This is a genomic window from Sphingomonas sp. MS122 (genome assembly GCF_049532975.1).
In the GTDB taxonomy this organism is placed as follows: domain Bacteria; phylum Pseudomonadota; class Alphaproteobacteria; order Sphingomonadales; family Sphingomonadaceae; genus Sphingomonas.
Map to the genome: position 1 here is coordinate 3,863,500 of NZ_CP186695.1, position 20,830 is coordinate 3,884,329.

20 protein-coding genes are annotated in these 20,830 nt (G+C 67.3%); 13 read left to right on the plus strand and 7 right to left on the minus strand.

Annotated elements, in window-relative coordinates; genetic code table 11:
• Positions 1 to 34: 34 nt before the first annotated feature.
• The 7 genes from ACO227_RS18390 to ACO227_RS18420 all read left to right on the plus strand — a co-directional run bounded on the left by ACO227_RS18390 (position 35) and on the right by ACO227_RS18420 (position 11,427).
• Positions 35 to 3,286 carry a TonB-dependent receptor domain-containing protein gene (locus tag ACO227_RS18390; RefSeq protein ID WP_423603870.1) on the plus strand — a complete coding sequence of 1,084 codons (3,252 nt, stop codon included), beginning with the start codon at positions 35 to 37 and terminating at the stop codon, positions 3,284 to 3,286.
• Between the two features lie 79 nt (positions 3,287 to 3,365).
• The gene (locus ACO227_RS18395; protein ID WP_423603872.1) at positions 3,366 to 4,991 is read left to right on the plus strand and encodes an alkaline phosphatase D family protein; all 1,626 of its coding nucleotides are present in this window, start codon (positions 3,366 to 3,368) and stop codon (positions 4,989 to 4,991) included.
• Positions 4,988 to 6,136, plus strand: coding sequence for a hypothetical protein (locus ACO227_RS18400; protein WP_423603874.1), 1,149 nt, complete (start codon positions 4,988 to 4,990; stop codon positions 6,134 to 6,136). Before ACO227_RS18395 ends, ACO227_RS18400 begins: the two co-directional genes overlap by 4 nt.
• Positions 6,137 to 6,182: 46 nt before the next feature.
• Positions 6,183 to 6,404 carry a hypothetical protein gene (locus ACO227_RS18405; RefSeq protein ID WP_423603875.1) on the plus strand — a complete coding sequence of 74 codons (222 nt, stop codon included), beginning with the start codon at positions 6,183 to 6,185 and terminating at the stop codon, positions 6,402 to 6,404.
• Between the two features lie 3 nt (positions 6,405 to 6,407).
• A complete protein-coding gene (locus ACO227_RS18410; protein WP_423603876.1) occupies positions 6,408 to 6,779 on the plus strand; it encodes a hypothetical protein in 372 nt (123 codons plus the stop codon).
• Entirely contained in the window at positions 6,780 to 7,271 is a 492-nt protein-coding gene (locus tag ACO227_RS18415; RefSeq protein WP_423603877.1) for a hypothetical protein, read from the plus strand.
• Positions 7,272 to 7,440: 169 nt separating this feature from the next.
• Positions 7,441 to 11,427 (plus strand): beta strand repeat-containing protein, encoded by a 3,987-nt coding sequence (locus tag ACO227_RS18420; RefSeq protein ID WP_423603879.1) that lies wholly within the window; start codon positions 7,441 to 7,443, stop codon positions 11,425 to 11,427.
• A gap of 24 nt (positions 11,428 to 11,451) precedes the next feature.
• Here the strand turns inward: ACO227_RS18420 and ACO227_RS18425 are convergent, their stop codons facing one another.
• Positions 11,452 to 11,841 carry a DUF1244 domain-containing protein gene (locus ACO227_RS18425; RefSeq protein WP_343519989.1) on the minus strand — a complete coding sequence of 130 codons (390 nt, stop codon included), beginning with the start codon at positions 11,839 to 11,841 and terminating at the stop codon, positions 11,452 to 11,454.
• Between the two features lie 73 nt (positions 11,842 to 11,914).
• On the opposite strand from ACO227_RS18425, the gene pyk reads away from it, so the two are divergent.
• On the plus strand, positions 11,915 to 13,369 hold the full coding sequence (pyk, locus tag ACO227_RS18430; protein ID WP_423603881.1) for a pyruvate kinase: 1,455 nt from the start codon (positions 11,915 to 11,917) through the stop codon (positions 13,367 to 13,369).
• On the opposite strand, the gene ACO227_RS18435 is transcribed toward pyk, so the two are convergent.
• The 3 genes from ACO227_RS18435 to ACO227_RS18445 all read right to left on the minus strand — a co-directional run bounded on the left by ACO227_RS18435 (position 13,366) and on the right by ACO227_RS18445 (position 14,627).
• Positions 13,366 to 13,983 carry an HAD family hydrolase gene (locus ACO227_RS18435; protein WP_423603883.1) on the minus strand — a complete coding sequence of 206 codons (618 nt, stop codon included), beginning with the start codon at positions 13,981 to 13,983 and terminating at the stop codon, positions 13,366 to 13,368. The genes pyk and ACO227_RS18435 overlap by 4 nt on opposite strands.
• A gap of 11 nt (positions 13,984 to 13,994) precedes the next feature.
• On the minus strand, positions 13,995 to 14,120 hold the full coding sequence (ykgO, locus tag ACO227_RS18440) for a type B 50S ribosomal protein L36 (RefSeq protein ID WP_066575973.1): 126 nt from the start codon (positions 14,118 to 14,120) through the stop codon (positions 13,995 to 13,997).
• 114 nt (positions 14,121 to 14,234) lie between these two features.
• Positions 14,235 to 14,627, minus strand: a complete 393-nt coding sequence (locus ACO227_RS18445) for a VOC family protein (protein WP_423603887.1) — start codon at positions 14,625 to 14,627, stop codon at positions 14,235 to 14,237.
• Positions 14,628 to 14,754: 127 nt separating this feature from the next.
• Here ACO227_RS18445 and ACO227_RS18450 point away from each other — a divergent pair, with 127 nt between their 5' ends.
• From ACO227_RS18450 to ACO227_RS18470, 5 genes are all read left to right on the plus strand, one after another.
• Positions 14,755 to 15,351, plus strand: a complete 597-nt coding sequence (locus ACO227_RS18450; RefSeq protein ID WP_423603889.1) for a DUF4136 domain-containing protein — start codon at positions 14,755 to 14,757, stop codon at positions 15,349 to 15,351.
• The gene (locus ACO227_RS18455; RefSeq protein WP_423603890.1) at positions 15,348 to 16,466 is read left to right on the plus strand and encodes a M14 family metallopeptidase; all 1,119 of its coding nucleotides are present in this window, start codon (positions 15,348 to 15,350) and stop codon (positions 16,464 to 16,466) included. Before ACO227_RS18450 ends, ACO227_RS18455 begins: the two co-directional genes overlap by 4 nt.
• A gap of 1 nt (position 16,467) precedes the next feature.
• Positions 16,468 to 16,926 (plus strand): GNAT family N-acetyltransferase, encoded by a 459-nt coding sequence (locus ACO227_RS18460; RefSeq protein WP_423603892.1) that lies wholly within the window; start codon positions 16,468 to 16,470, stop codon positions 16,924 to 16,926.
• A gap of 48 nt (positions 16,927 to 16,974) precedes the next feature.
• A complete protein-coding gene (locus ACO227_RS18465) occupies positions 16,975 to 17,205 on the plus strand; it encodes a hypothetical protein (RefSeq protein ID WP_423603894.1) in 231 nt (76 codons plus the stop codon).
• 100 nt (positions 17,206 to 17,305) lie between these two features.
• Complete coding sequence (locus ACO227_RS18470; RefSeq protein ID WP_423603895.1) at positions 17,306 to 17,953, plus strand: hypothetical protein; 648 nt, start codon at positions 17,306 to 17,308, stop codon at positions 17,951 to 17,953.
• Here ACO227_RS18470 and ACO227_RS18475 read toward each other — a convergent pair.
• The 3 genes from ACO227_RS18475 to ACO227_RS18485 form a co-directional block, all read right to left on the minus strand.
• Positions 17,941 to 18,201 (minus strand): DUF1467 family protein, encoded by a 261-nt coding sequence (locus ACO227_RS18475; protein WP_423603896.1) that lies wholly within the window; start codon positions 18,199 to 18,201, stop codon positions 17,941 to 17,943. The two genes, ACO227_RS18470 and ACO227_RS18475, sit on opposite strands and share 13 nt — an antisense overlap.
• Before the next feature lie 5 nt (positions 18,202 to 18,206).
• A complete protein-coding gene (locus ACO227_RS18480) occupies positions 18,207 to 19,859 on the minus strand; it encodes a ribonuclease J (protein WP_423607395.1) in 1,653 nt (550 codons plus the stop codon).
• A gap of 191 nt (positions 19,860 to 20,050) precedes the next feature.
• Positions 20,051 to 20,821 (minus strand): type III pantothenate kinase, encoded by a 771-nt coding sequence (locus ACO227_RS18485; protein WP_423603898.1) that lies wholly within the window; start codon positions 20,819 to 20,821, stop codon positions 20,051 to 20,053.
• Positions 20,822 to 20,830: the final 9 nt, after the last annotated feature.

Sequence of the window (20,830 nt, forward strand, 5' to 3'; positions counted from 1 at the left end):
GGGCGGCGATCGCCGCAAGCAAAGGGGCTAGAGCATGTTCATCCGCAATTCGATCCTGTCCGGCACGGCGGTCATCGCGCTCCTCGCGGCGGCGCCGGCGCAGGCGCAGGACCGCGCCTTCGACCTCGCCGCGCAGCCGGCGGTCAAGGCGATCCCGGAATTCGCGCGCCAGGCGCACATCCAGATCGTCGCTTCCGCGCGCGACCTGGAGGGCGTGCGCACGCCCGCGATGAAGGGCCGGATGGACGTGCGCGCGGCGCTGCGCCGGCTGATCGCGGGGACGCCGCTGCAGATCGCCAGCGACGACGGCCAGGTGGTGACGCTGCGCTCGACGCGCGCGCCGGCGTCGCCGCAGTCGGGCCGGGCGATCGGCCAGGGCACGCTGGCGGGGCGCGTGCTCAACACCGCCACCGGCGAATATGTGCGCAACGCCGAGATCCGCGTCGAGGGCACGACGATCGTCGCCTATTCGGACGAGGGCGGCAATTTTCGCCTCGCGGGGCTGCCCGCCGGGCCGGTGACGCTGGTGGTGCGCTATACCGGCCTGCAGGACGTGCGCACGACCGCGACCGTCGCCGCGGGCGAGGTGGCGACGCTCAACGTCGACCTCAACGCCCAGTCCTTCGCCGCCAATGACGAGATCGAGTCGGTGACGATCACCGCGGCGCGCGACGGCCAGGCCGCCGCGATCATGGAGCGCCGCGCCGCCCCGAACGCCAAGACCGTGGTCGCCGCCGACAATTATGGCGGCCTCACCATGGGCGATGTCGGCGAGTTCATGAAGAACATGCCCGGCCTGTCGCTCGACTATACCGAGGTCGACGCGACCGCGGTGCGCATCGGCGGGCTCGATCCCAAATATTCGACCTTCACCACCGACGGCGCGCGCATGGCGACCGCGACCTCGAACAACAACAACGGCCGCCAGAACTCGTTCGAGCAGATGTCGATCACCGGCATCGAATCGATCGAGCTCAACAACACGCTGACCGCGAGCATGGACGCGGATTCGCCGGGCGGCAGCATCAACCTGCGCAGCAAATACGCGTTCCAGCGCAAGGGCCGCCAGCTGCGGTTCCAGGTCGGCGGCGTGGGCACGTCGGACTCCGCCTTCACCGCGGCCTATTTCCCGGACGACCGCAAGCATCCGCGCATCTACCCCTCGGCGCAGGTCGGCTATAACGACGTGCTGCTCGGCGGGCGGCTCGGCATCGCGTTCAATGCGAGCTACAACGCCAACTACGTCCAGCAGGACCGCATCCAGACCGACTGGTCGTATCTGCCCGACGGGCGCGTGATGCCCTATCAGGTGATGTGGCGCCCGGGTCCCAAGTTCACCAGCCGCACCGCCGCCAACCTGGCGCTCGACTACAAGTTCAGCGACAAGCTCGCCTTCTCGCTGCGCAGCACCTATTCCTTCTACGACGTCGAGTATTTCAACCAATATACCTTCCTGATCTTCGGCACGACCACCAGGTCCTACGCCACGCCGGACTCGACGCCGACTCACATCGTGGTCAATCCGAGCGGCACCAACACCCGGCTGCACACGCAATATTCGCACCGCTATGCCGGCACCCCGGCCTATCTGATCGCGCCCAAGCTGGAATATCGCGGCGACACGTTCGAAGCGCTGCTGCGCGCGAGCTATTCGAGCTCCGAATTCAACTTCCGCGACAACAGCAAGGGCTTCTTCGTCCGCACCGACAGCTATCTCACGCGGATCGGCTTCACGCTCGACCGCGCGTCGACGGAGTCGAACGACTGGACGCTGGCCCAGACCGCGGGCCGGCCGTGGGGCGACCCGCGCAGCTTCAACCGCGACGACGACATCGGCAACAACGTCCGCACCTCCGAGTCCGACGCCGTCAACGAGATGTACGGGGTCAATCTCGACCTCAAGAAGAAGCTCGAGCTGGGCGGCGTGCCGATCGTCCTGATGGCGGGCGGCGCCGCGCGCTCGAACGACTGGCGCACCAATGAGGGTTCGTTCGACCAGTTCCAATATGTCGGCCCGACCGGCGACCTGACCCAGCGGGCGCCCGAGGCGGTGATTCCCTGGACGCAATTCTACAAGTTCCAGATCCACGGCTTCGATGCCGGCAACATGAACGCGCAGAACTGGCGCGCCGACAACAACTACGCGATGTACGACATCTATCGCGAGCACCCCGAATATTTCGTGCCGGACACGCTCGGCAACCTGAAGCGCGACCTCGACAACAACAAGCGCGTCAAGGAAGACATCTACGCCGGCTATTTCGAGGTGCAGGCGCGCGCCGGGCGCGCGGCGTTCGACCTTGGCCTGCGCTACGAGAAGACCAAGACCGCGGCGCGCGTCGCCGATATCCGTCCGCTGTCGGAAGTGGCGGCCGCGGGTTATCCAGTGAATTCGAGCGGCCCGACCACGGTCGCCGGGCTGCTCTACCAGTATAATGACGGCACCTATTCGACCCGCCACGGCGAATATGACGACTGGTTCCTGAGCGGCGGGATCAAGTACGACTTCACCGACAAGCTGGTCGGCCAGGTCGCCTTCAGCAACTCGATCCTGCGCCCCGACTATGGCAATCTCGGCGGCGTCGTCTCGGTCAACGACACCACGATGATCGTGTCGGTGCCCAACCCGCTGCTCAAGCCCGAGCATTCGACCAAATATTATGCGCGCCTGCAATATTTCCTCGAGCCGTCGGGCATCATCGCGGTGTCGGGCTTCAAGCTCGACATCAAGGACATGCAGATCACCGGGATCGAGGTGAATCCGGAGGATGTCGGGTTCGATCCCGACGACTATGCCGGCTATACCTTCCGCAGCGCGCAGAACGCGCCGGGCACCAGCACCAACAACGGCCTGACGCTGGAGTATGACCAGCAGCTCACCTTCCTGCCGGGCGCGCTCAAGGGGTTCGGCCTGCGCGGATCGTTCACGCTGGTCGATCCCGACGGCGAGCGCCAGAACCTGCCCGAGAAGATGGCGAACTGGGGCGTGCGCTACAGCCGCAGCGGGTTCGACTTCCAGCTGACCGGCAACTGGCAGTCGAGCTATCGCACCAGCGCCCTCAGCAACACGCCGACCACCGCCAACAACGGCATCCTCTACCGCGCCGCGCGCGAGCTGTGGAACGTCAGCGCGAGCTACAAGATCAACAGGAATTTCGAGGTGATGCTGGCCGGCCGCAACATCTTCAACGCGCCCGACATCGTCTATTCGAACGTGCGCAGCCGGGTGCAGCAGTACAGCATCTATGGCTCGATGTGGAACCTCGGGATCAAGGGCACCTTCTGAGATCCCCCGCGGCTGCGCTGCCTCGGCCGCAGCGCAGCCGCACCCACCCCCATGCAAGCGTGATTGCGGAGTAATCGACATGGTCCTGAACATCGATCGCCGGCGGCTGGTCCTGGGCGGGGGGCTCGGGCTCGGCGCGCTGCTGCTGCCCGCGGGGCGCGGGCTGGCGGCGGCGCTGACCGGCGCGCGCGGCTTCACCCACAATGTCGCGAGCGGCGAGCCGGGGCAGGATTCGATGCTGCTGTGGACTCGCTACGTCCCCGCGGACGGGGAGAGCATCGTGCGGCTCGACGTCGAAGTCGCGCTGGATCCCGAATTCGCGCGGAAGGTTTCGGGCGGGAGCGTGCGCACCGGCGCGTATCGCGACTGGACGGCGAAGGTCACGGTCGACGGGCTCGCGCCGGGCACGGTCTATTGGTACCGCTTCCTCGGCCCCGATGGCAGCAAGTCGCCGGTCGGACGGACCAAGACGCTGCCGGGCGACAGGGCCGCGCGCTTCGGGCTCGGCGTATTTTCCTGCTCGAACCTGCCCAACGGTTTCTTCAACGCCTATGGCCATGCGGCGGCGCGCGACGATCTCGACCTGTGGCTGCATGTCGGCGACTATGTCTACGAGTACGGCAATGCCTCCTATGAGGGGAAGCGGGTCGAGGGGCGGATGCTGCAGCCCGATCACGAGATGGTCGCGCTCGCCGACTATCGCCTGCGCTTCGCCTGCTACCGCGCCGATCCCGACCTGCAACGGCTGCACCAGATGGCGCCGATGATCGCGCTGTGGGACGATCATGAATCGACCAACGACAGCTACGAATATGGTGCCGCCAACCACCAGCCGGCCAAGGAAGGCGAGTGGAACGCGCGCCGCGCGGCGGCGATGCAGGCCTATCGCGAATGGCTGCCCGTGTCGGACGAGCCGTGGAAGGCCTATCCGATCGGCACGCTGGCGACGCTCTACCGCACCGAATCGCGGCTGCTCGCGCGGACCCGGCCGGCCAATCTCGACGCGGCGTTCAAGGCCGCCAACCCCGATGCCGCGCTGAGCGCATTCCGCGACGGGGAATGGCAAGATCCGTCGGCGACGATGCTCGGGACGACGCAGGAGAGCTGGCTGGCGCATGCGCTCAAGGCCAATGCGCGGACCAGCGCGTGGCAGCTGATCGGCATGGCGACGATCATCGGGCGGACGGTCATGCCGCAAGCGGCGGTCGAATGGCTCAAGCCCGATGCGAGTGCGAGCACCGTCGCCAAGTTCCGCAACCATATCCGCGCGGCGAAGCACGGCGTGCCGATGTGGATGGACCGCTGGGACGGCTATCCCGCCGCGCGGGCGCGGCTGCTGCGCGCGGCGCAGCGTGCGGACGCGGACCTGGTGATGCTGTCGGGCGACAGTCACAATGCCTGGGCCTATGCGCTGCGCGAGGACGGCAAGCCTGCGGGCGTCGAGTTCGCCGGGCAGGCGGTGACCTCGGGCGGGATGGAGGGCGGCATGGCGGCCGACCCGCGCACCGTCGCGCAGGGCTTCATCGCGGCCAATCCCGAGCTCAAATGGGCCGACACCAGCCGCCGCGGCTATCTGATGGTCGAGGTGACCCCGCAGCGCGTCACCGGCGAGTGGCTGTTCCTCGACACGATCCGGGAGCGTTCGCTGAAGCTCGCGGGCATGCACCGCATGCAGGTGCAGCGCGGGCGGAGGGCGTTCGCGTGAAGGCGCCGGCGCTGCTGCTCCTGCTGCTCGGCGCCGCCCCGGGCGCGGCTGGGCAGCATGCCCCTCCCCTGGCGCTGCCGCTCGCCCAGAATGGCGGGACCTGGCCGTCGGGCCATGTGCAGGGCATCGCGGTCGATGTGCAGGGCGGCCATATCTACTACTCATTCACCAACCTGCTCGTGAAATACGACTTCAGCGGCAAGCTAGTCGGCACGCTGACCGGCTGGACCGGGCATCTCGGCGATCTCGACTTCAACCCGGCCGACGGGAAGGTCTACGGCTCGCTCGAGTACAAGAAGGACCGCGCCTTCTACATCGCGGTGATCGACGGCGCGAAGATCGACCGCGTCGGGATCGACGCGGGCGCGAGCGACGTGCTGCGCACCGTCTACCTGCCCGAGGTGGCGAAGGACTATGCCGCCGACGTCAACGGCGACGGGCGGTTCGACGGCGATGACGGCAGGTTCCGCGACGATGCCGCGGCCTCGCCCGACCACCGCTATGGCTGTTCGGGGATCGACGGCGTGGCGTTCGGTCCGGCGTTCGGGCGCAGCGACGGGCCGCGGCTGCTGACCGTGGCCTATGGCATCTACGGCAACACCACGCGCAGCGACAACGACCACCAGGTGCTGCTCCAGTACGACGTCAGCAACTGGGCGAAGCTCGCGCAGCCGCTGGTCGAGGCGGCACCGCATCGCAGCGGGCCCGCGGCGGTGAAGGGCAAGTATTTCGTGCGCACCGGCAACACGACCTACGGTGTGCAGAACCTCGCCTACGACGCCGCGGCGCAGCGCTGGTTCATGGGGGTGTACAAGGGCAAGAAGGCCGCCTTCCCCAACTATCTGCTGTTCGCGGTCGAGGCGACGACGCAGCCGGTGCGCGGCGACCTAGCCGGCGTGCCCGCGCGGGACGGCAGGGGCTGGGAACAGGGGCAGCTGCTCGCGCTCGCCGAGGATGGCCTCGAGGACCCGGCGACGGGCATCCGGGGATGGAACCAGAAGGCCGATGTCGGGCTGCAGCCGGTCGGCGGCGAGCGCTTCTACCTCGCGCGCAATCGCGGGAGCAAAGGCGCGCAGACCGCGGACCTGGCGCTGGTGCGCTGGACCGGCGACCCCAAGGCGCCGCTCGCGCCCGTGGAGGACTGACACCTTCCGCCGGCTCGCGCGTTGAGGTTGCGAGAGGAGCCGAACCATGCGCGACAATAGCGGCCAGGGTAAGTCCAAGAACAACCTGCGCGATCCCACGCTCAAGGAGCATGAGGCGGAGGCCGGCCACCGCGCGCCGCTGCCCGTGCCGGGCGAGGACGCCGAAATCGAGGGCAATGCGCTGGAGCGGGACGAGGACCCCTCCCCTGACGATCGCGAACGCGGCGAGACCTCGAGCGCCGATCGCGCGGCGCCGGTGGATCGCTGACGCATGGCGGTGACCGGCTGGCTGCTCGACCCGGACGAACGCGAGACGCTGCTCGAACGCTTCCCGCCCGAATGGCCGGACGTCATCGCCCACCACGTCACGCTCGATGCACATGCGCGCGACGCCACGCCGTTGCCGACCGCGACGCAGGGCGAGATCGTCGGCGGGATCAACGACGGCGAAGGGTTGCAGGCGCTGGTGGTGGCGATCGATGGCACCACCGACCGGCCCGACGGCAGCACCTACCATATCACCTGGTCGCTCGACCGCGCACGCGGCCGCAAACCGATCGACAGCAACGAGGTGATTGCGGAACGCGGTTATCGCCCGCTCGACGATCCTGTGCCGATCCGTCTGATCCCGGCGATCGTCTAGATGCAGCTGTTCCTCGACTGCGACGGCGTGCTCGCCGATTTCGACCGCGGGGCGCAGGCCGTGCTCGGCGCGCCGCCGCGTGTGTTCGAGAAGCGCCACGGGCTGCCCGCCTTCTGGAAGCGGCTGGCGAGGGCGCCCGACTTCTACGGGACGCTGCCCCTGATGCCTGGCGCGCAGCGGCTGTTCGACGCGGTGGCGCATCTCGATCCGGTGATCCTCACCGGCTGCCCGATGGGCGGCTGGGCCGAGGCCCAGAAGGTGCGCTGGGCGGCCGCGCATTTCCCCGGCACGCGCATCATCACCTGCATGGCGCGTGACAAGCGCCGTCACGCCAATGCCGGCGACGTGCTGGTCGACGACACGCTCAAGCACCGGCATCTGTGGGAGGAAGCCGGCGGGACGTTCGTGCATCACCGCGACGTCGACACGACGCTGGCGGAGCTGCGCGCGCTGGGGGTCGAGGTACGCGATCCGATGTCCGCGCAGGCGTGAGCGCGGAGACCGGGACAACCGGGCGCGTGCGACGGTGAGTATCATGCTAAAGACTTGTCGCCGTCACAATCGCGACTAAGCTTTGGCGTGGGGGAATTCCGGTTTCAGCCCAAGCGGTTGAGCACGCGAGGTCCGTCCACGCGGCGTGCGTGGTTTCGAGGGGGAAGATATGGTTGCGACGGGTACGGGTCAGTTCGAGTATCGCGGGGACTCGGATTATCTGCGGGTGCGGCTCGAAGCCGGGAAAACCTACCAAATCGATGTCAGCAATATCCCCAACATCATGCTGAAGCTGTTCCTGCCTGATGGAACGCCGTTCACCGCGCCGGGGCAGTTTTCGAATCTCATCAACTTCGTCGCGCCGACCACGGGCGACTATTGGGTTTCGGCGACGGATTTCCAGGGTGCACGCCCATACTCGGTCAACGTCACCGACATGAACGACGCGACGCCCGCCGATATCACGACCAATCTGACGCTCGCGGTCGGCCAGACGGCATCGATCTCCCAATCAGGCGCCTTCAACCGGGATTGGCACCGCGTCGAGCTGACCGCGGGACAAAGCTATGTCATGTCGACCACCGGCTTCGTGAATCAGATGTATATCGCCGACGCGACCGGGAAACTCGTCGAATTCGGCTCGACCAGCCTGCATTTCACCGCTGCCACCACCGGGACCTACTATCTGAGCACACTGTCGACCAGCACGTATACGGTTTCGCTGAACGCGGTCGCCGATGATCGCGGCGAGACGGCGGCGACCGCCGGGAGCTTCGCCATCGGATCGCCTGCGACGGGCACCTGGGAAGCGAGCCAGGATGTCGACTGGCATGCCATCACGCTGTCCGAAGGGAGCTATCAGTTCAACGTCGGCGTGGGCAGCGGCGTCTCTTCGGGGCCGATCCGAATCTACGATGCATCGGGCAATCTGCTCGAGGCAGCTACGGACATTTCGTCGCTCATCTTCTCGGCGAGGACGGCCGGCACCTATTATGTCGCAGCGCAGGGCGGAACCAACAACGGCAACGCGGCCTATACCGTAACCGCGACCGCACTACCGAACGACGTGCCCGATAACGCCAATACGACACGGACGGTGGTCGTGGGCAGCTGGACCAATGGCATCTGGGAAGGTCTGGCCGACTCGGATTGGATCGGCGTGGAGCTGACCGCCGGCCAATCTTACGTCTTCCAGCAGACGGGCGGGAATTTTTCGACCACGGTCGACCTGATCGGGCCCGACGGCAAGCTGCTCGCCGGCACGCCGGTCAACCTGATCGGCAACGTGGCGCTGTTTTCCTATACCGCTGCCACGACGGGCAAATATTATCTGTCGGCCAACGGCAACCTCGCCGGCGGGGGCTACACTGTCGCCGTCAGCCGCTATGCCGACGATCTGCCGAACAATATCTCGACCGCCGGCACGATGCAGGTCGGCATCGACCGCACGGTCACCTTCGAATCACAGGCCGACACCGACTGGTTCGCGATCGAGCTGGTCGGCGGCAAGAGCTATCGGCTCGTCAGGGAAGGAGGCTTTTACGGTCTCAACGCGTACGATGCGGCCGGCAATCAGCTGACGCGTCCCGAGCTGGGCGACGAACATTTCTTCGCGCCGACCAGCGGCACCTATTATATCGCCGTCAACGGCGGCAACGGCACGGCCCAGGTGCGCGTCGTCGAGATCCTGGACGACTATCGCGAGGACATGCTGTCGGCGGGCGCGATCCGCACGACCGTCAACGGCACCGCCAATGACGATGTGTTCATGGGCACGGCCGACCACGAGAGCATGCTGGGCGGCAACGGTAACGACCGCTTCGTCGCCGGCGAGGGCTTTGACATCTTCAACGGCGGCGCGGGGATCGACACCGCGAGCTTCGCCAATGCGTCCGCAGGCGTCACCGCCAACCTGATGCAGGGCGCGATCTTCACCGACGGCGTGCCGCGCATCCGCTTCAGCGCGATCGAGAATCTCGAGGGATCGGCGTTCGACGACGTGCTGACGGGGTCCACGGTCGCGAACCTGCTCGACGGTGGTGCCGGCAACGATGTGTTGAATGCCGGCCCGGGAGACGACACGCTGCTGGGCGGCGACGGCGACGACACGCTGCTGGGCGGGACGGGCGCCGACGTGCTCAACGGCGGCGCGGGGATCGATACCGTCGACTTCACCGGCGCGGCGCTGGGCGTGACGGTGACGCTGGGTTCGGCGGCGCTCAATGAGACGGTGACCTCGAGCGAGGGCGACCAGCTGACCGGCATCGAGAACCTCACCGGCTCGATCTACTGGGACGTGCTGACCGGCAACGAAGTCGCGAACACGCTGCTCGGCGGCGGGGGCAACGACACGCTGACCGGCAACGGCGGCGCCGACGTGCTCGACGGCGGCACCGGGGCGGACCTGATGACCGGCGGCACCGAGGACGACATCTATTATGTCGACGATGCCGGCGACCGGGTGGTCGAGGAAGCCAATGGCGGCAATCGCGACGAGGTGCGTTCCACCCTCTCGAGTATGCGGCTGGGCGATCATGTCGAGATGCTGACCTATGCCGGCACCGGCAGCTTCTTCGCGATCGGCAACGATCAGGGCAGCAACATCATCGCCACCGCCAGTGCCGGCCACATCATCTTCGGCATGGGTGGCGACGACGGCATCACCAGCGGCGACGGCAACGACACCCTGTACGGCGACGACGGCAACGATGTGATCTTAGCAGGCGGCGGCAACGACCTGATCGAGGGCGGCACCGGGGCGGACATCCTGCTCGGCATGACCGGGGACGACACTTACCATGTCGACCGCGCGGGCGAGGTGTTCGAGAGCGCGGGTGAGGGCACCGATACGGTGGTCGCCGGGTTCGACTATACGCTCGATGCCAATGTCGAGAATCTGACCCTTGTCGGCGCGGCGACGCGCGGCACCGGCAACGCGCTCGACAATTATATCACCGGCAGCCAGCACGAGAATCTGCTCGAGGGCGGCGCCGGCAACGACACGCTGGTCGGCGGCGGCGGCGCGGATACGCTGGACGGCGGGGCCGGCAACGACCGGCTGCTCAGCGGCGAAGGCGCCGACATCATGATCGGCGGCAGCGGCAACGACGAATATTGGGTGAGCGACGCCAACGCCCAGGTGAACGAGGCCGACGGGAACGGCAGCGACACGCTGATCCTGGGCGTCTCCTACACGCTGGCGGCCGGGCAGTCGATCGAGTTCGTCAACCTGAGCCTGCGGCCGGTGAATCACGCGCCCAACGACCTGCCGATCGACTTCACGGGCAACGAGTTCGGGCAGCGGGTCGAGGCGACCGATGGCGCCAATGTGATCCATGGCGGCGGCGGCTCCGACTGGCTCCTCGGCTATGGCGGCGACGACATACTCTATGGCGGCGACGACGTGGGCAACAGGCTCGAGGGCGGCAGTGGGGACGACCAGCTCTTCGGAGGCGCGGGCAGCGACTTGCTGAACGGGGGCAGCGGGCTCGACGCGCTGCGCGGCGGCACCGGCAATGACGACTATTATGTCGATCGCGCGGGCGAGGTGTTCGAGAATGCCGGCGAAGGGATCGACTGGGTGTTCGCCGATATGGCGGGCCAGATGTACATCCTCGACGACAATGTCGAGAACCTGACGCTGTTCGGGACGACCTTCTACGGCGTGGGCAACGAACTCGACAACCAGCTGACGGGCAGCGCGTCGACCAACTGGCTGATGGGTGGCGGCGGCGACGACCGCCTCAACGGCATGGGCGGGGACGACCTGCTCTATGGCGATGGCGGGACGGATATCTTCGTGTTCGGGACCGGTTCGGGCGCGGATACGATCGCCGACTTCCGCACCGGGATCGACAAGCTCGACCTCTCGGCGCTGGGTTTCGCCAATTTCGACGCAGTGCTCGCGGCGACCCAGGACGATGGCAGCGGCAACAGCGTCATCCATCTCGGCGGCGGCAACCAGATTGTGCTGACTGGCGTGGCCAAGGCGCAGCTGACGGCGGGCGACGTGATGGTGGGCGGAGGCGGCGGGGCAGCCGCGGCCCTTACGCTTGCGGATGCGGGGACGGACTTCGCGCCTTCCGACGATGCGGCGCCCGACCTCGTGCTGCTCGGCATCGCGCCGGACGACGCGCTGCTCGCACACATTTTCTGAACCGGGAGGGCTCCGGCCCCTCCCTTACCTGCGAGGACCCGTCATCGAGGGCGGGTCACTCGCCGGGAAACTCTCGTCGAGCGCCTCGTCGAGCTCGGCCTCGCGCTTGTTGCGAGCGATGCTGGCGTTCATCCGGGCGATCTGCTCGGGCGTCGCCTCGCCCTGGTGCTGCGCCTTCCACTGCGCATAGGGCATGCCGTAGATCGCCTGGCGCGCAGCCTCCTTGTCGAGCTGGCCGCGGCTCGCTTCCTCGAGCCAGTCGGCGAGGCAATTGCGGCAGAAGCCGGCGAGACCCATCAGCTCGATATTCTCGGCATCGGTGCGGTGGCGCAGATGGCGGACGAGGCGGCGAAAGGCTTCGGCAGCGATGCGGTCGTCGATTCGGTCCAGCCTAGTGATGTCTGGCGTTGTCATTGTTCGCCTCCACGGTTGTATCATCGGCATTTGCCGTTAGGGAACGGCGCGCACAAGCTTGGAGATATCGGCGATGACGAAGGCAATGCACCCGCGATCGCGAAAGGTGCGCGTGCTTGCGACGCTCGGCCCGGCGAGCAACTCGCCCGAGATGATCGCCGCGCTCCACGCCGCGGGCGCCGACGCCTTCCGCATCAACATGAGCCATGGCGACCAGGACTCGAAGATCCCGGTGATCGAGGCGATCCGTGCGCTCGAGAAGAGCACCGGGCGCCCGACCACGATCCTCGCCGACCTGCAGGGCCCGAAGCTGCGCGTCGGCAAGTTCGCCGAAGGGCGGGTGCTGCTCGAGACCGGCGCGACCTTCCGCCTCGACCGCGACAAGACCCCGGGCGACGCGACCCGCGTCGAGCTGCCGCACCGCGAGATCTTCGAGGCGGTGACCGAAGGCGCGCGGCTGCTGCTCGACGACGGCAAGATGGTGCTGCGCGTGACGCGCTATGGCATGGACTGGATCGAGACGCGGGTCGAAGTCGGCGGCACGCTGTCGAACTCCAAGGGGCTCAACGTCCCCGACATGATCCTGCCGCTCGCGGCGCTGACCGAGAAGGATCGCAGCGACCTCGCCTTCGCGGTCGAGCAGAAAGTCGACTGGATCGCCCTCTCCTTCGTGCAGCGGCCCGAGGACCTGGCCGAAGCGCGGCGGCTGATCGGCGGCGGCGCGGCGCTGCTCGCCAAGATCGAGAAGCCGAGCGCGGTCACCCGGATCGAGGAGATCGTCGAGGCGTGCGACGGGGTGATGGTGGCGCGCGGCGATCTCGGCGTCGAATTGCCGCCGCAGAGCGTGCCGCCGCTGCAGAAGCGCATCGTCGAGACCGCGCGCCGCATGGGCCGTCCGGTGATCGTCGCGACGCAGATGCTCGAATCGATGATCACCTCGCCCTCGCCGACCCGCGCCGAGGTCTCCGACGTCGCCACCGCGGTCTATGACGGCGCCGACGCGATCATGCTCTCGGCCGAGAGCGCGGCGGGCCAGTGGCCGATCGAATCGGTGACGATGATGGACGCGATCGCCGATTCAGTGGAGCGCGACCCGGCGCATGGCGACCGCGTGCACTTCACCGTGACGCGGCCCGACCCCACCACCGCCGACGCGCTGGCCGAGGCGGCCAAGTCGATCGCGACGACGGTGTCGGCGACGGCGATCATCTGCTTCACCATGTCGGGCTCGACCGCACGGCGCATCGCGCGCGAGCGCCCGTCGGTGCCGATCCTGGTGCTGACGCCGAAGATCGAGACCGCGCGGCGCATGGGCCTGTTGTGGGGCACCCACGCGGTGCACACGCGCGACGTCGATTCGTTCGAGGAGATGGTGGCCAAGGCCAAGCGCATGGCGCTGCGCCACGGCATCGCCAAGGCCGGCGACCGCGTGATCGTGTGCGCCGGCGTTCCCTTCGGCACGCCGGGATCGACCAACGTGCTGCACGTGGTGCGCATCCTCGGCGACGAGTTGAAGAATCGGGGTTAGGCGGCGAGCAGGCCTGCGGCGGCGAGTTCGCCACGCAGACCGGGCGCGCCCTTGAACAGCACCGAGCGGAGGCCGACGGCCTGTGCGCCGGCGACGTTGGCGGCGTTGTCGTCGATGAAGATCGCCTCGTGCGGCTCGAGCCCGAAGCGGGTCAAGGCGAGGTTGTAGATCCTGGCGTCAGGCTTGAGCAGCTTCTCCTCGCCCGAGACGACGACGTCGCGAAAGCGATCGAACAGCGCGGGCCATTCCTGGCGGAAGGGCGGGAAGAATTCGTGGCTGAAATTGGTGATCGCGAACAACGGCACCCCGGCCGAATCGAGCTCGGCGACCAGCTCGTGCATGCCCGGCACCGGGCCGCCGACGCTCTCGTTGAAGCGCGGCCCCCATGCGGCGATCAGCTCGGCATGCTCGGGGAACTCGGCGATCCGCTCGGCCGAGGTCTCGGCGAAGTCGCGGCCTTCGTCGTGCTGGAAATGCCAGTCGAGCGTGACGACCTCGTCCAGAAACGCCGCGAGCGCCCGATCGTCCTCGATCAGGCGCTCGTAGAGGAACCGCGGATGCCAGGTGAAAAGGACGTTGCCGATATCGAAGATAGCGGCGCGGACCTCTCCCATGGCGTCGTGCTTCAGCCCTGGCGGGCCTTGAAGCGGCGCTGGGTCTTGTTGATGACGTACACGCGGCCGCGGCGGCGGATCACGCGGTTGTCACGGTGCCGCCCCTTGAGCGACTTCAGGCTGTTCACGATCTTCATGACCGGTCTCTTGTGTCTCGAATTGTGTGGCTGGTGCCGGAAAGAGGCGCCCGCCTAGAGTGGAAGCCTCGTGAAGTCAAGGAAGCGCGCGCGGTTTTGCGCGGATTTCATCCGCTACCAGCGCCACGCGGCCTCGATATTGTTGCCGTCGGGATCGAGCACGAACGCACCGTAATAATTCCCCGCCCCCTCGCGCGGACCCGGCGCGCCATTGTCGCGCCCGCCCGCTGCGATCGCGGCGCGATGGAATTCGTCGACCATCCCGCGGCTCTGCGCGACGAAGGCGATATGCATCTGGTTGATCCCGGCACGCGAACCCTCGACCCAATAGGACGGACGGAGCGTGCCGACCCACAAATAGGGAATCGGCTCCTCCGCGCTCTTGCCGAACAGGAAGGCCTGGTCGCCATTGTCGGCCGTGGCGAGTCCGAGCGCCCCCGCCACCGCATCGTAGAAGCGGCGCGCGGCGGCGAGATCCGAGACGACGACGCCGGTATGGTCGAACATGCGGGAGGCAACGAGCGGCGTCTCCGCGCGGTTCCGACGAGAGGCTTGCGCTGAGCGGAACCTGCGGGCACGTAACGATGTTGACCGCGTTGAGCCGTTCGCTGCGGACGGCAGGAGGAGTGTTCCGATGAAGACCCGCGCCCTGATCGCCCTTGCCGCCGTCGCCGTGCTGGCGGGCGGCTGCTCGACCACCGGCGGCGGGCGCGCGGCACCGGTGGACGTGACGCGCTATCATCTCTCGCAGCCGATCCCCGCGGGCGCGGTTTCGATCCAGCCCAAGGACAATGCCGCGGGCCCGGAATATCAGCTCTATGCCGACGCGGTCGGTTCCGAACTGGCACGAATGGGCTTCACGCCTGCCGCGGCCGGCGCGCGCGCGGACTATATCGCGACGGTCGACTTCGTGCGTACCGACCGCGGCCAGGTGCGCACGCGCCCGCCAGTGACGATCGGCCTCGGCGGCGGAAGCTTCGGGGGCAATGTCGGCGTCGGCGGCGGCGCGAGCTTCGGCATCGGGAGCAAGACGCGCACCGTCTATGGCGCCGAGCTGGCGGTGCAGCTGCGCCGCCACGGCGACAACACCGTGATCTGGGAAGGCAGGGCGATCACCGAGACGCTGGGCGGCGCGCCGGGGTCGCAGCCCGCGGATTCGGCCGGACGGCTCGCCGCAGCGCTGTTCAAGGGCTTTCCGGGGCAGTCGGGCATCACTATCACAGTCAAATGACCATCCACATCAATGCCGCGTTCGACAGCGGCAACATCCGCCTGATCGGGATCGATGGCGACACCGTCGATCTCGAGATCGTTCCCGACCACCAGTCCGATTTCTACCAGTGGTTCCACTTCCGTGTCGCAGGCGCACGCGGACGGCGGTTGACCTTCCGCATCACCAATGCGGGCAGCGCGGCTTATGCGTTCGGCTGGCCGGGCTACCGCGCGCGGGTGAGCACCGACCGCGCGGCATGGCGGCTGACCGACGGGAGCTATGCCGACGGGGTGTTCAGCTTCTCGCACGGCTTCGATGGCGACGTCGCTTGGTTCGCCTATTTCGCGCCCTATTCGATGGAGCGCCACGCCGACCTGATCGCGCGGATGGCAGCGCAACCCGGCGTGACGCATCGCGAGCTCGGCCAGACGCTCGACGGGCGCGCGCTCGACCTGCTGACGCTGGGCGAGGGTCCGAAGCAAGTGTGGCTCTATGCCCGCCAGCATCCCGGCGAATCGATGGCCGAATGGTGGATGGAAGGGGCGCTGGATAAACTCACCGATCCGGACGACGCCGCGGCCAAGGCGCTGCGCGGCAAGGCGACGCTGCACATCGTCCCCAACATGAACCCGGACGGGAGCTTCCGCGGGCATCTGCGCACCAATGCCGCCGGCGTGAACCTCAACCGCGAATGGCACTCGCCGTCGATGGAGAAGAGCCCGGAGGTGTTCCTGGTGCGCGGCGCGATGGACGAGACGGGTGTCGACTTCGCGATGGACGTGCATGGCGACGAGGCGATCCCGGCCAACTTCCTGGCCGGGTTCGAGGGGATCCCGTCTTGGACCGATGCGCTGGGCGCGAAATTCTATGCGTTCGGCCAGCGCCTGGCGGCGGCGACACCGCTGTTCCAGCTCGAGAAGGGCTATGAGAAGTCGGCGCCCGGACAGGCCAATCTGTCGATGTCGACCAACCAGCTCGCCGAGCGCTTCGGCGCGGTGTCGATGACGCTCGAGATGCCGTTCAAGGACCATGACCCGAGCCCCGACGCCGAGTTCGGCTGGTCGCCCGAGCGGTGCAAGGCGCTTGCCCATGCGTGCATCGACACGCTGGCCGGCTTTATCGACGAAGTCTGAGGTGGAGATTCGCGAGGGCGGGCTTGACGACCCGCAAGTGATCGGGCTGCTCGACCTGCACGCCGGCGGGATGCTCGCCAACTCGCCGCCGGGGACCTGCCATTTTCTCGACCTGTCGGGGCTCAGGACGCCCGACATCACCTTCCTTTCCGCCTGGGAGGGCGAGATGCTGCTCGGGATCGGCGCGATCAAGCAGCTCGACGACGCGACCGGCGAGATCAAGTCGATGCGGACTGCGGAGGCGGCGCTGGGTCGCGGCGTCGGGACGGCGGTGCTGCGCCACATCATCGAGCTCGCCCGGGAACGCGGATATACCGCGCTCAAGCTCGAGACCGGTACCGGGCCGGCGTTCGATGCGGCGCATACGCTCTATGCGCGGCACGGCTTCGTCCCCTGCCCGCCCTTCGCCGACTACCAGGCGACCGACTTCAACCGCTTCTTCGTGCTGGCGCTCGGCTGAGGAACGCGCGCCGCGGCCCGGCCGTTGTTCCGGCGAAGGAGCAACATCATGGCCAACGAGAAAGGCACCGAGACCCAGCCCCGCCCCAATATCTCGACCGAGAACCACCTGCCGGGCGATGCGCCGCCAACGGAGACGCAAGACCGTCCCAATATCTCGACCGAGCACCAGAAGCCCGGCGACGCGCGCAAGCCCGACGACGGACTGGGGCGCGACCAGCCCGAGCAGCAGGACGATGGCGGGCGGCGATCGTCGCTGACCGATCCCGACGCGACCTAGGGGTGCGTACCCTGTTTCCTAATCGTGCATTAAGGATAGACGTTGGCAGCGGATTGACCTGATTCCGCTATCCCGCCTCCGCAACCATCGGGGGCAGGCGATGAAGGAAATCATGTTCGGCGGCGCGGCCGTGGCCTTGGCGGCGGGCGCCTATTTCCATGGTCCGCTCAAAACCGGCGAGACCTATGACCGGCCGGCGCACGAAGTCTATCGCGTGGTCGAATCGACGCCCTTGCCCTCGCTGTTCGACAAGATGGTCTACAACCAGCGCGGCGGCGCGGTGACTCGCGGCGGCGAGCCCGAAAAGTCGATGATCTGGTATTTCCATGCCAACGGCCTGCAGGTCGCGAAGTACACGGTGAACATCATCCCCGTGAGCGAGGGCAAGACCCGCGTGCAGACCAGCTTCGAGATGTCGGACGATGCGGAGAAAGCGCTGGGCAAGGGCTTCGCGATCCAGGGCGCCGACCAATACAAGGTGATCGGCCGCGTCTCGATGAACGAGCAGATCGATTCGCGGCTCGACAAGCGCTCGTTCGACACCGCCAAGGTGTCGGAGGCGATGTCGGCCTATATTCTCGTCAACATGAAGAAGGTCCAGGGCGAGGCGCTGGAGTCGATGGACAAGGCGGCCGAGCAGTTCAAGAAGATGGACGAGGAGCGCGCCTATCAGGACGCGCAGGAGAATAACCGCAAGTACAAGGCCGGCGAGCCGATGACCGGCACGACCCCGAGTCAGTTCCAGTAATCGAGCATGTCGGCGGTGATCCAGCCGTTGACGTAATTGAGATAGTAGAGCGCGAAGAGAAGCGCCGAGAGCGCGGTGGTGCGCAATGCGATCCAGCCCGCAGGGAAGGCGCGCGGCGCGCTTTCGGCCTGGCCGGGGACCAGCGGCTCCCCTGCCTCGACGCTGGTGCGCGCCGAGAAGGGCAGCACCAGGAACAGCGCCAGGAACCAGAACAGGAAATAGATCGCCAGCGCGCTGGGCCAACTCATGTGCCTTAGACCTCGATCAGCAGGACATCGACGACCGGTTTCTTGCCGGTCCATTTGACCGCGACGCGGCGGGTGGCGAGGCGCACGGCCTCGCGCAGTTTCTCGCGGTCGCCCAATCCCTTCGCATTTTTTGCCGCGGACGCCGCCTTCGCGGCCGCCTCGCATGCCTCCTCGATGAACGGCTCGCGGTCTTCCTCGACCGGCACACCCTGGATGCGTACCTCGGGCTCGCCCGCGAGGCTGCCGTCGGAACGCAGCGCGACCGCCACCGACATCTGGCCGTAGAGGCCGAGCTTGCGGCGCTCGTTGATCGTCGAGCCGTCCGCCGGGAGGATCACGTCGCCGTCGAGCACCAAGCGGCCGGCGGGGGCATGGCCGAGCTTCTCGGGCCCCTTGGGGGCGAGGCGGACGATCTCGCCATTTTGCTGGACCACGGCGCGCGCGATCCCCTGCTCCAGTCCGAAGCGCGCCTGTTCGGCCATGTGGCGCATCTCGCCATGGACGGGGACGAGGATCTCGGGGCGGATCCAGCGATACATCTCGGCGAGCTCGGGCCGGCCCGGATGGCCCGAGACATGGACGAAGGCCTGGCGGTCGGTGACCATCTCGACGCCCTTCTCGGCGAGCGCGTTCATGATACGACCGATCGCGATCTCGTTGCCGGGAATCTGTTTGGACGAAAAGACGACGAGGTCGCCCTTGTCGAGCTTGAGCGGGTGGGTGTCGTCGGCGATACGCGCGAGCGCAGCGCGCGGCTCGCCCTGCCCGCCGGTGGCGACGATCATCACCTTGTCGCGCGGCAGCGTCATCGCGGTGTCGAAATCGACGGTCTCGGGAAAGTCGCGCAGATAGCCGGTGGCCTTGGCGACGCGCAGGATGCGCTCGAGCGAGCGTCCGGCGACGCACATTGCACGGCCGGTGTCGCGCGCCGCCTCGCCCAGCGTCTGGAGGCGCGCGGCGTTGGAGGCGAAGGTGGTGACGAGGACGCGGCCCTTGGCGCCGGCGATGACGCGGTCGAGGCCTTCGCGGACCTCCTGCTCCGAGCCCGACGCCTCGGGATTGAACACGTTGGTCGAGTCGCAGACGAGCGCGAGCACGCCCTGGTCGCCGATCTCGGTCAGCTCCTGCGCGGTGGAGGCCGAACCCATCACGGGCGTGTCGTCGATCTTCCAGTCGCCGGTGTGGAACACGCGGCCATAAGGCGTGTCGATGAGGACCGCGTTGCCCTCGGGGATCGAGTGCGCGAGCGGGACGTAGCGGATGCCGAACGGGCCGAGCTCGAACGTCTCCTCCTCGCGCACCACGTTGAGCTCGACGCGGTCGGCAACGCCCTCCTCGTCGAGCTTGCCGTGGATCAGGCCGGCGGTGAAAGGCGTGGCGTAGAGCGGCACGCCGAGATCGGCGGCGAGATAGGGCAGCGCGCCGATATGATCCTCGTGCCCATGAGTCAGCACAATGCCGAGCAGGTCGTCGAGCCGTTCCTCGATGAACTGGAGGTCGGGCAGCATCAGGTCGATGCCGGGATAGTCGGGATTGCCGAAGATCACCCCGCAATCGACCATGATCCACTTGCCGCGGCAGCCGTAGAGGTTGACGTTCATGCCGATCTCGCCGGAACCGCCGAGCGCGAGGAAGAGAAGTTCGTTGCCGGGTGTCATCTGGTCTTTCGTCATCTCAAACTGCCGGGGCGTGCCGCGCGGGCACCGCCATCCGTTCCTCATCCGTCACCCCGGCCCTGTGCCGGGTTCCACCGGGAGGCAAGCGTTGCGCAAGAGGCGTGAGGTCAGCGCGTAAGGACAAGTGGACCCCGGCACAAGGCCGGGGTGACGATTGAGGCTGGCGTGCGGGCCTACGCTCGTTGCCGCTCCCACAGGATCGCGAGCCCCTGAATCGTCAGGTCCGGCTCGACCACGTCGAAGACGTCGGTGTGCTTCTCGAACAGCACCGCGAGGCCGCCGGTGGCGATGACCTTCACCGGGCGGCCGATCTCGGCCTTCATCCGCGCGACCAGGCCCTCGATCATCGCGATGTAACCCCAATAGATGCCGATGTGCATCTGGTCCGGCGTGTTGAGGCCGATCACGCTCGTCGACTTCGGCGCCTCGATCGCGACGCGGGGAAGCTTGGCGGCGGCGTTGACCAGCGCGTCGAGCGAGAGGTTGATGCCAGGCGCGATGATCCCGCCCTTGTAGGCGCCGTCATAGTCCGCGACCTCGAATGTCGTGGCGGTGCCGAAGTCGATGACGATCAGGTCGCCGCGGAACTTGTCGTGCGCCGCGATGATGTTGAGCGCGCGGTCGGCGCCCATATTCTGCGGCTCCTCGACATCGAGGCGGATCGGCCAGCCGTCCTTGCCCGCAATCACCGCTTCGGTCTTGAAGTACTTGCTCGCGAGCACCTGGAGGTTGTGCAGCGCGCGCGGAACGACGGTGCCGACGATCACGCCGGTGACGTCGCTCCGGTCGAACCCCTCGAGCGCGAGCAGCTGGCTCAGCCACACGGCATATTCGTCGCCGGTGCGGCGCGGATCGGTGGCGATGCGCCAGCGCGCCTTGATCTCGCGGCCGTCCAGCAGCGCGAAGACGACATTGGTATTGCCGGCATCGATGGCGAGCAGCATCTCGATCTC

Bases quoted from the DNA above. Each gene is read 5' to 3' on its own strand.
- ACO227_RS18390 (WP_423603870.1), top strand. From the start codon at position 35: ATGTTCATCCGCAATTCGATCCTGTCCGGCACGGCGGTCATCGCGCTC.
- ACO227_RS18395 (WP_423603872.1), top strand. From the start codon at position 3,366: ATGGTCCTGAACATCGATCGCCGGCGGCTGGTCCTGGGCGGGGGGCTC.
- ACO227_RS18405 (WP_423603875.1), top strand. From the start codon at position 6,183: ATGCGCGACAATAGCGGCCAGGGTAAGTCCAAGAACAACCTGCGCGAT.
- ACO227_RS18410 (WP_423603876.1), top strand. From the start codon at position 6,408: ATGGCGGTGACCGGCTGGCTGCTCGACCCGGACGAACGCGAGACGCTG.
- ACO227_RS18415 (WP_423603877.1), top strand. From the start codon at position 6,780: ATGCAGCTGTTCCTCGACTGCGACGGCGTGCTCGCCGATTTCGACCGC.
- ACO227_RS18420 (WP_423603879.1), top strand. From the start codon at position 7,441: ATGGTTGCGACGGGTACGGGTCAGTTCGAGTATCGCGGGGACTCGGAT.
- ACO227_RS18425 (WP_343519989.1), bottom strand. From the start codon at position 11,841: ATGACAACGCCAGACATCACTAGGCTGGACCGAATCGACGACCGCATC.
- pyk (WP_423603881.1), top strand. From the start codon at position 11,915: ATGACGAAGGCAATGCACCCGCGATCGCGAAAGGTGCGCGTGCTTGCG.
- ACO227_RS18435 (WP_423603883.1), bottom strand. From the start codon at position 13,983: ATGGGAGAGGTCCGCGCCGCTATCTTCGATATCGGCAACGTCCTTTTC.
- ykgO (WP_066575973.1), bottom strand. From the start codon at position 14,120: ATGAAGATCGTGAACAGCCTGAAGTCGCTCAAGGGGCGGCACCGTGAC.
- ACO227_RS18445 (WP_423603887.1), bottom strand. From the start codon at position 14,627: ATGTTCGACCATACCGGCGTCGTCGTCTCGGATCTCGCCGCCGCGCGC.
- ACO227_RS18450 (WP_423603889.1), top strand. From the start codon at position 14,755: ATGAAGACCCGCGCCCTGATCGCCCTTGCCGCCGTCGCCGTGCTGGCG.
- ACO227_RS18455 (WP_423603890.1), top strand. From the start codon at position 15,348: ATGACCATCCACATCAATGCCGCGTTCGACAGCGGCAACATCCGCCTG.
- ACO227_RS18465 (WP_423603894.1), top strand. From the start codon at position 16,975: ATGGCCAACGAGAAAGGCACCGAGACCCAGCCCCGCCCCAATATCTCG.
- ACO227_RS18470 (WP_423603895.1), top strand. From the start codon at position 17,306: ATGAAGGAAATCATGTTCGGCGGCGCGGCCGTGGCCTTGGCGGCGGGC.
- ACO227_RS18475 (WP_423603896.1), bottom strand. From the start codon at position 18,201: ATGAGTTGGCCCAGCGCGCTGGCGATCTATTTCCTGTTCTGGTTCCTG.
- ACO227_RS18480 (WP_423607395.1), bottom strand. From the start codon at position 19,859: ATGACACCCGGCAACGAACTTCTCTTCCTCGCGCTCGGCGGTTCCGGC.
- ACO227_RS18485 (WP_423603898.1), bottom strand. From the start codon at position 20,821: ATGCTGCTCGCCATCGATGCCGGCAATACCAATGTCGTCTTCGCGCTG.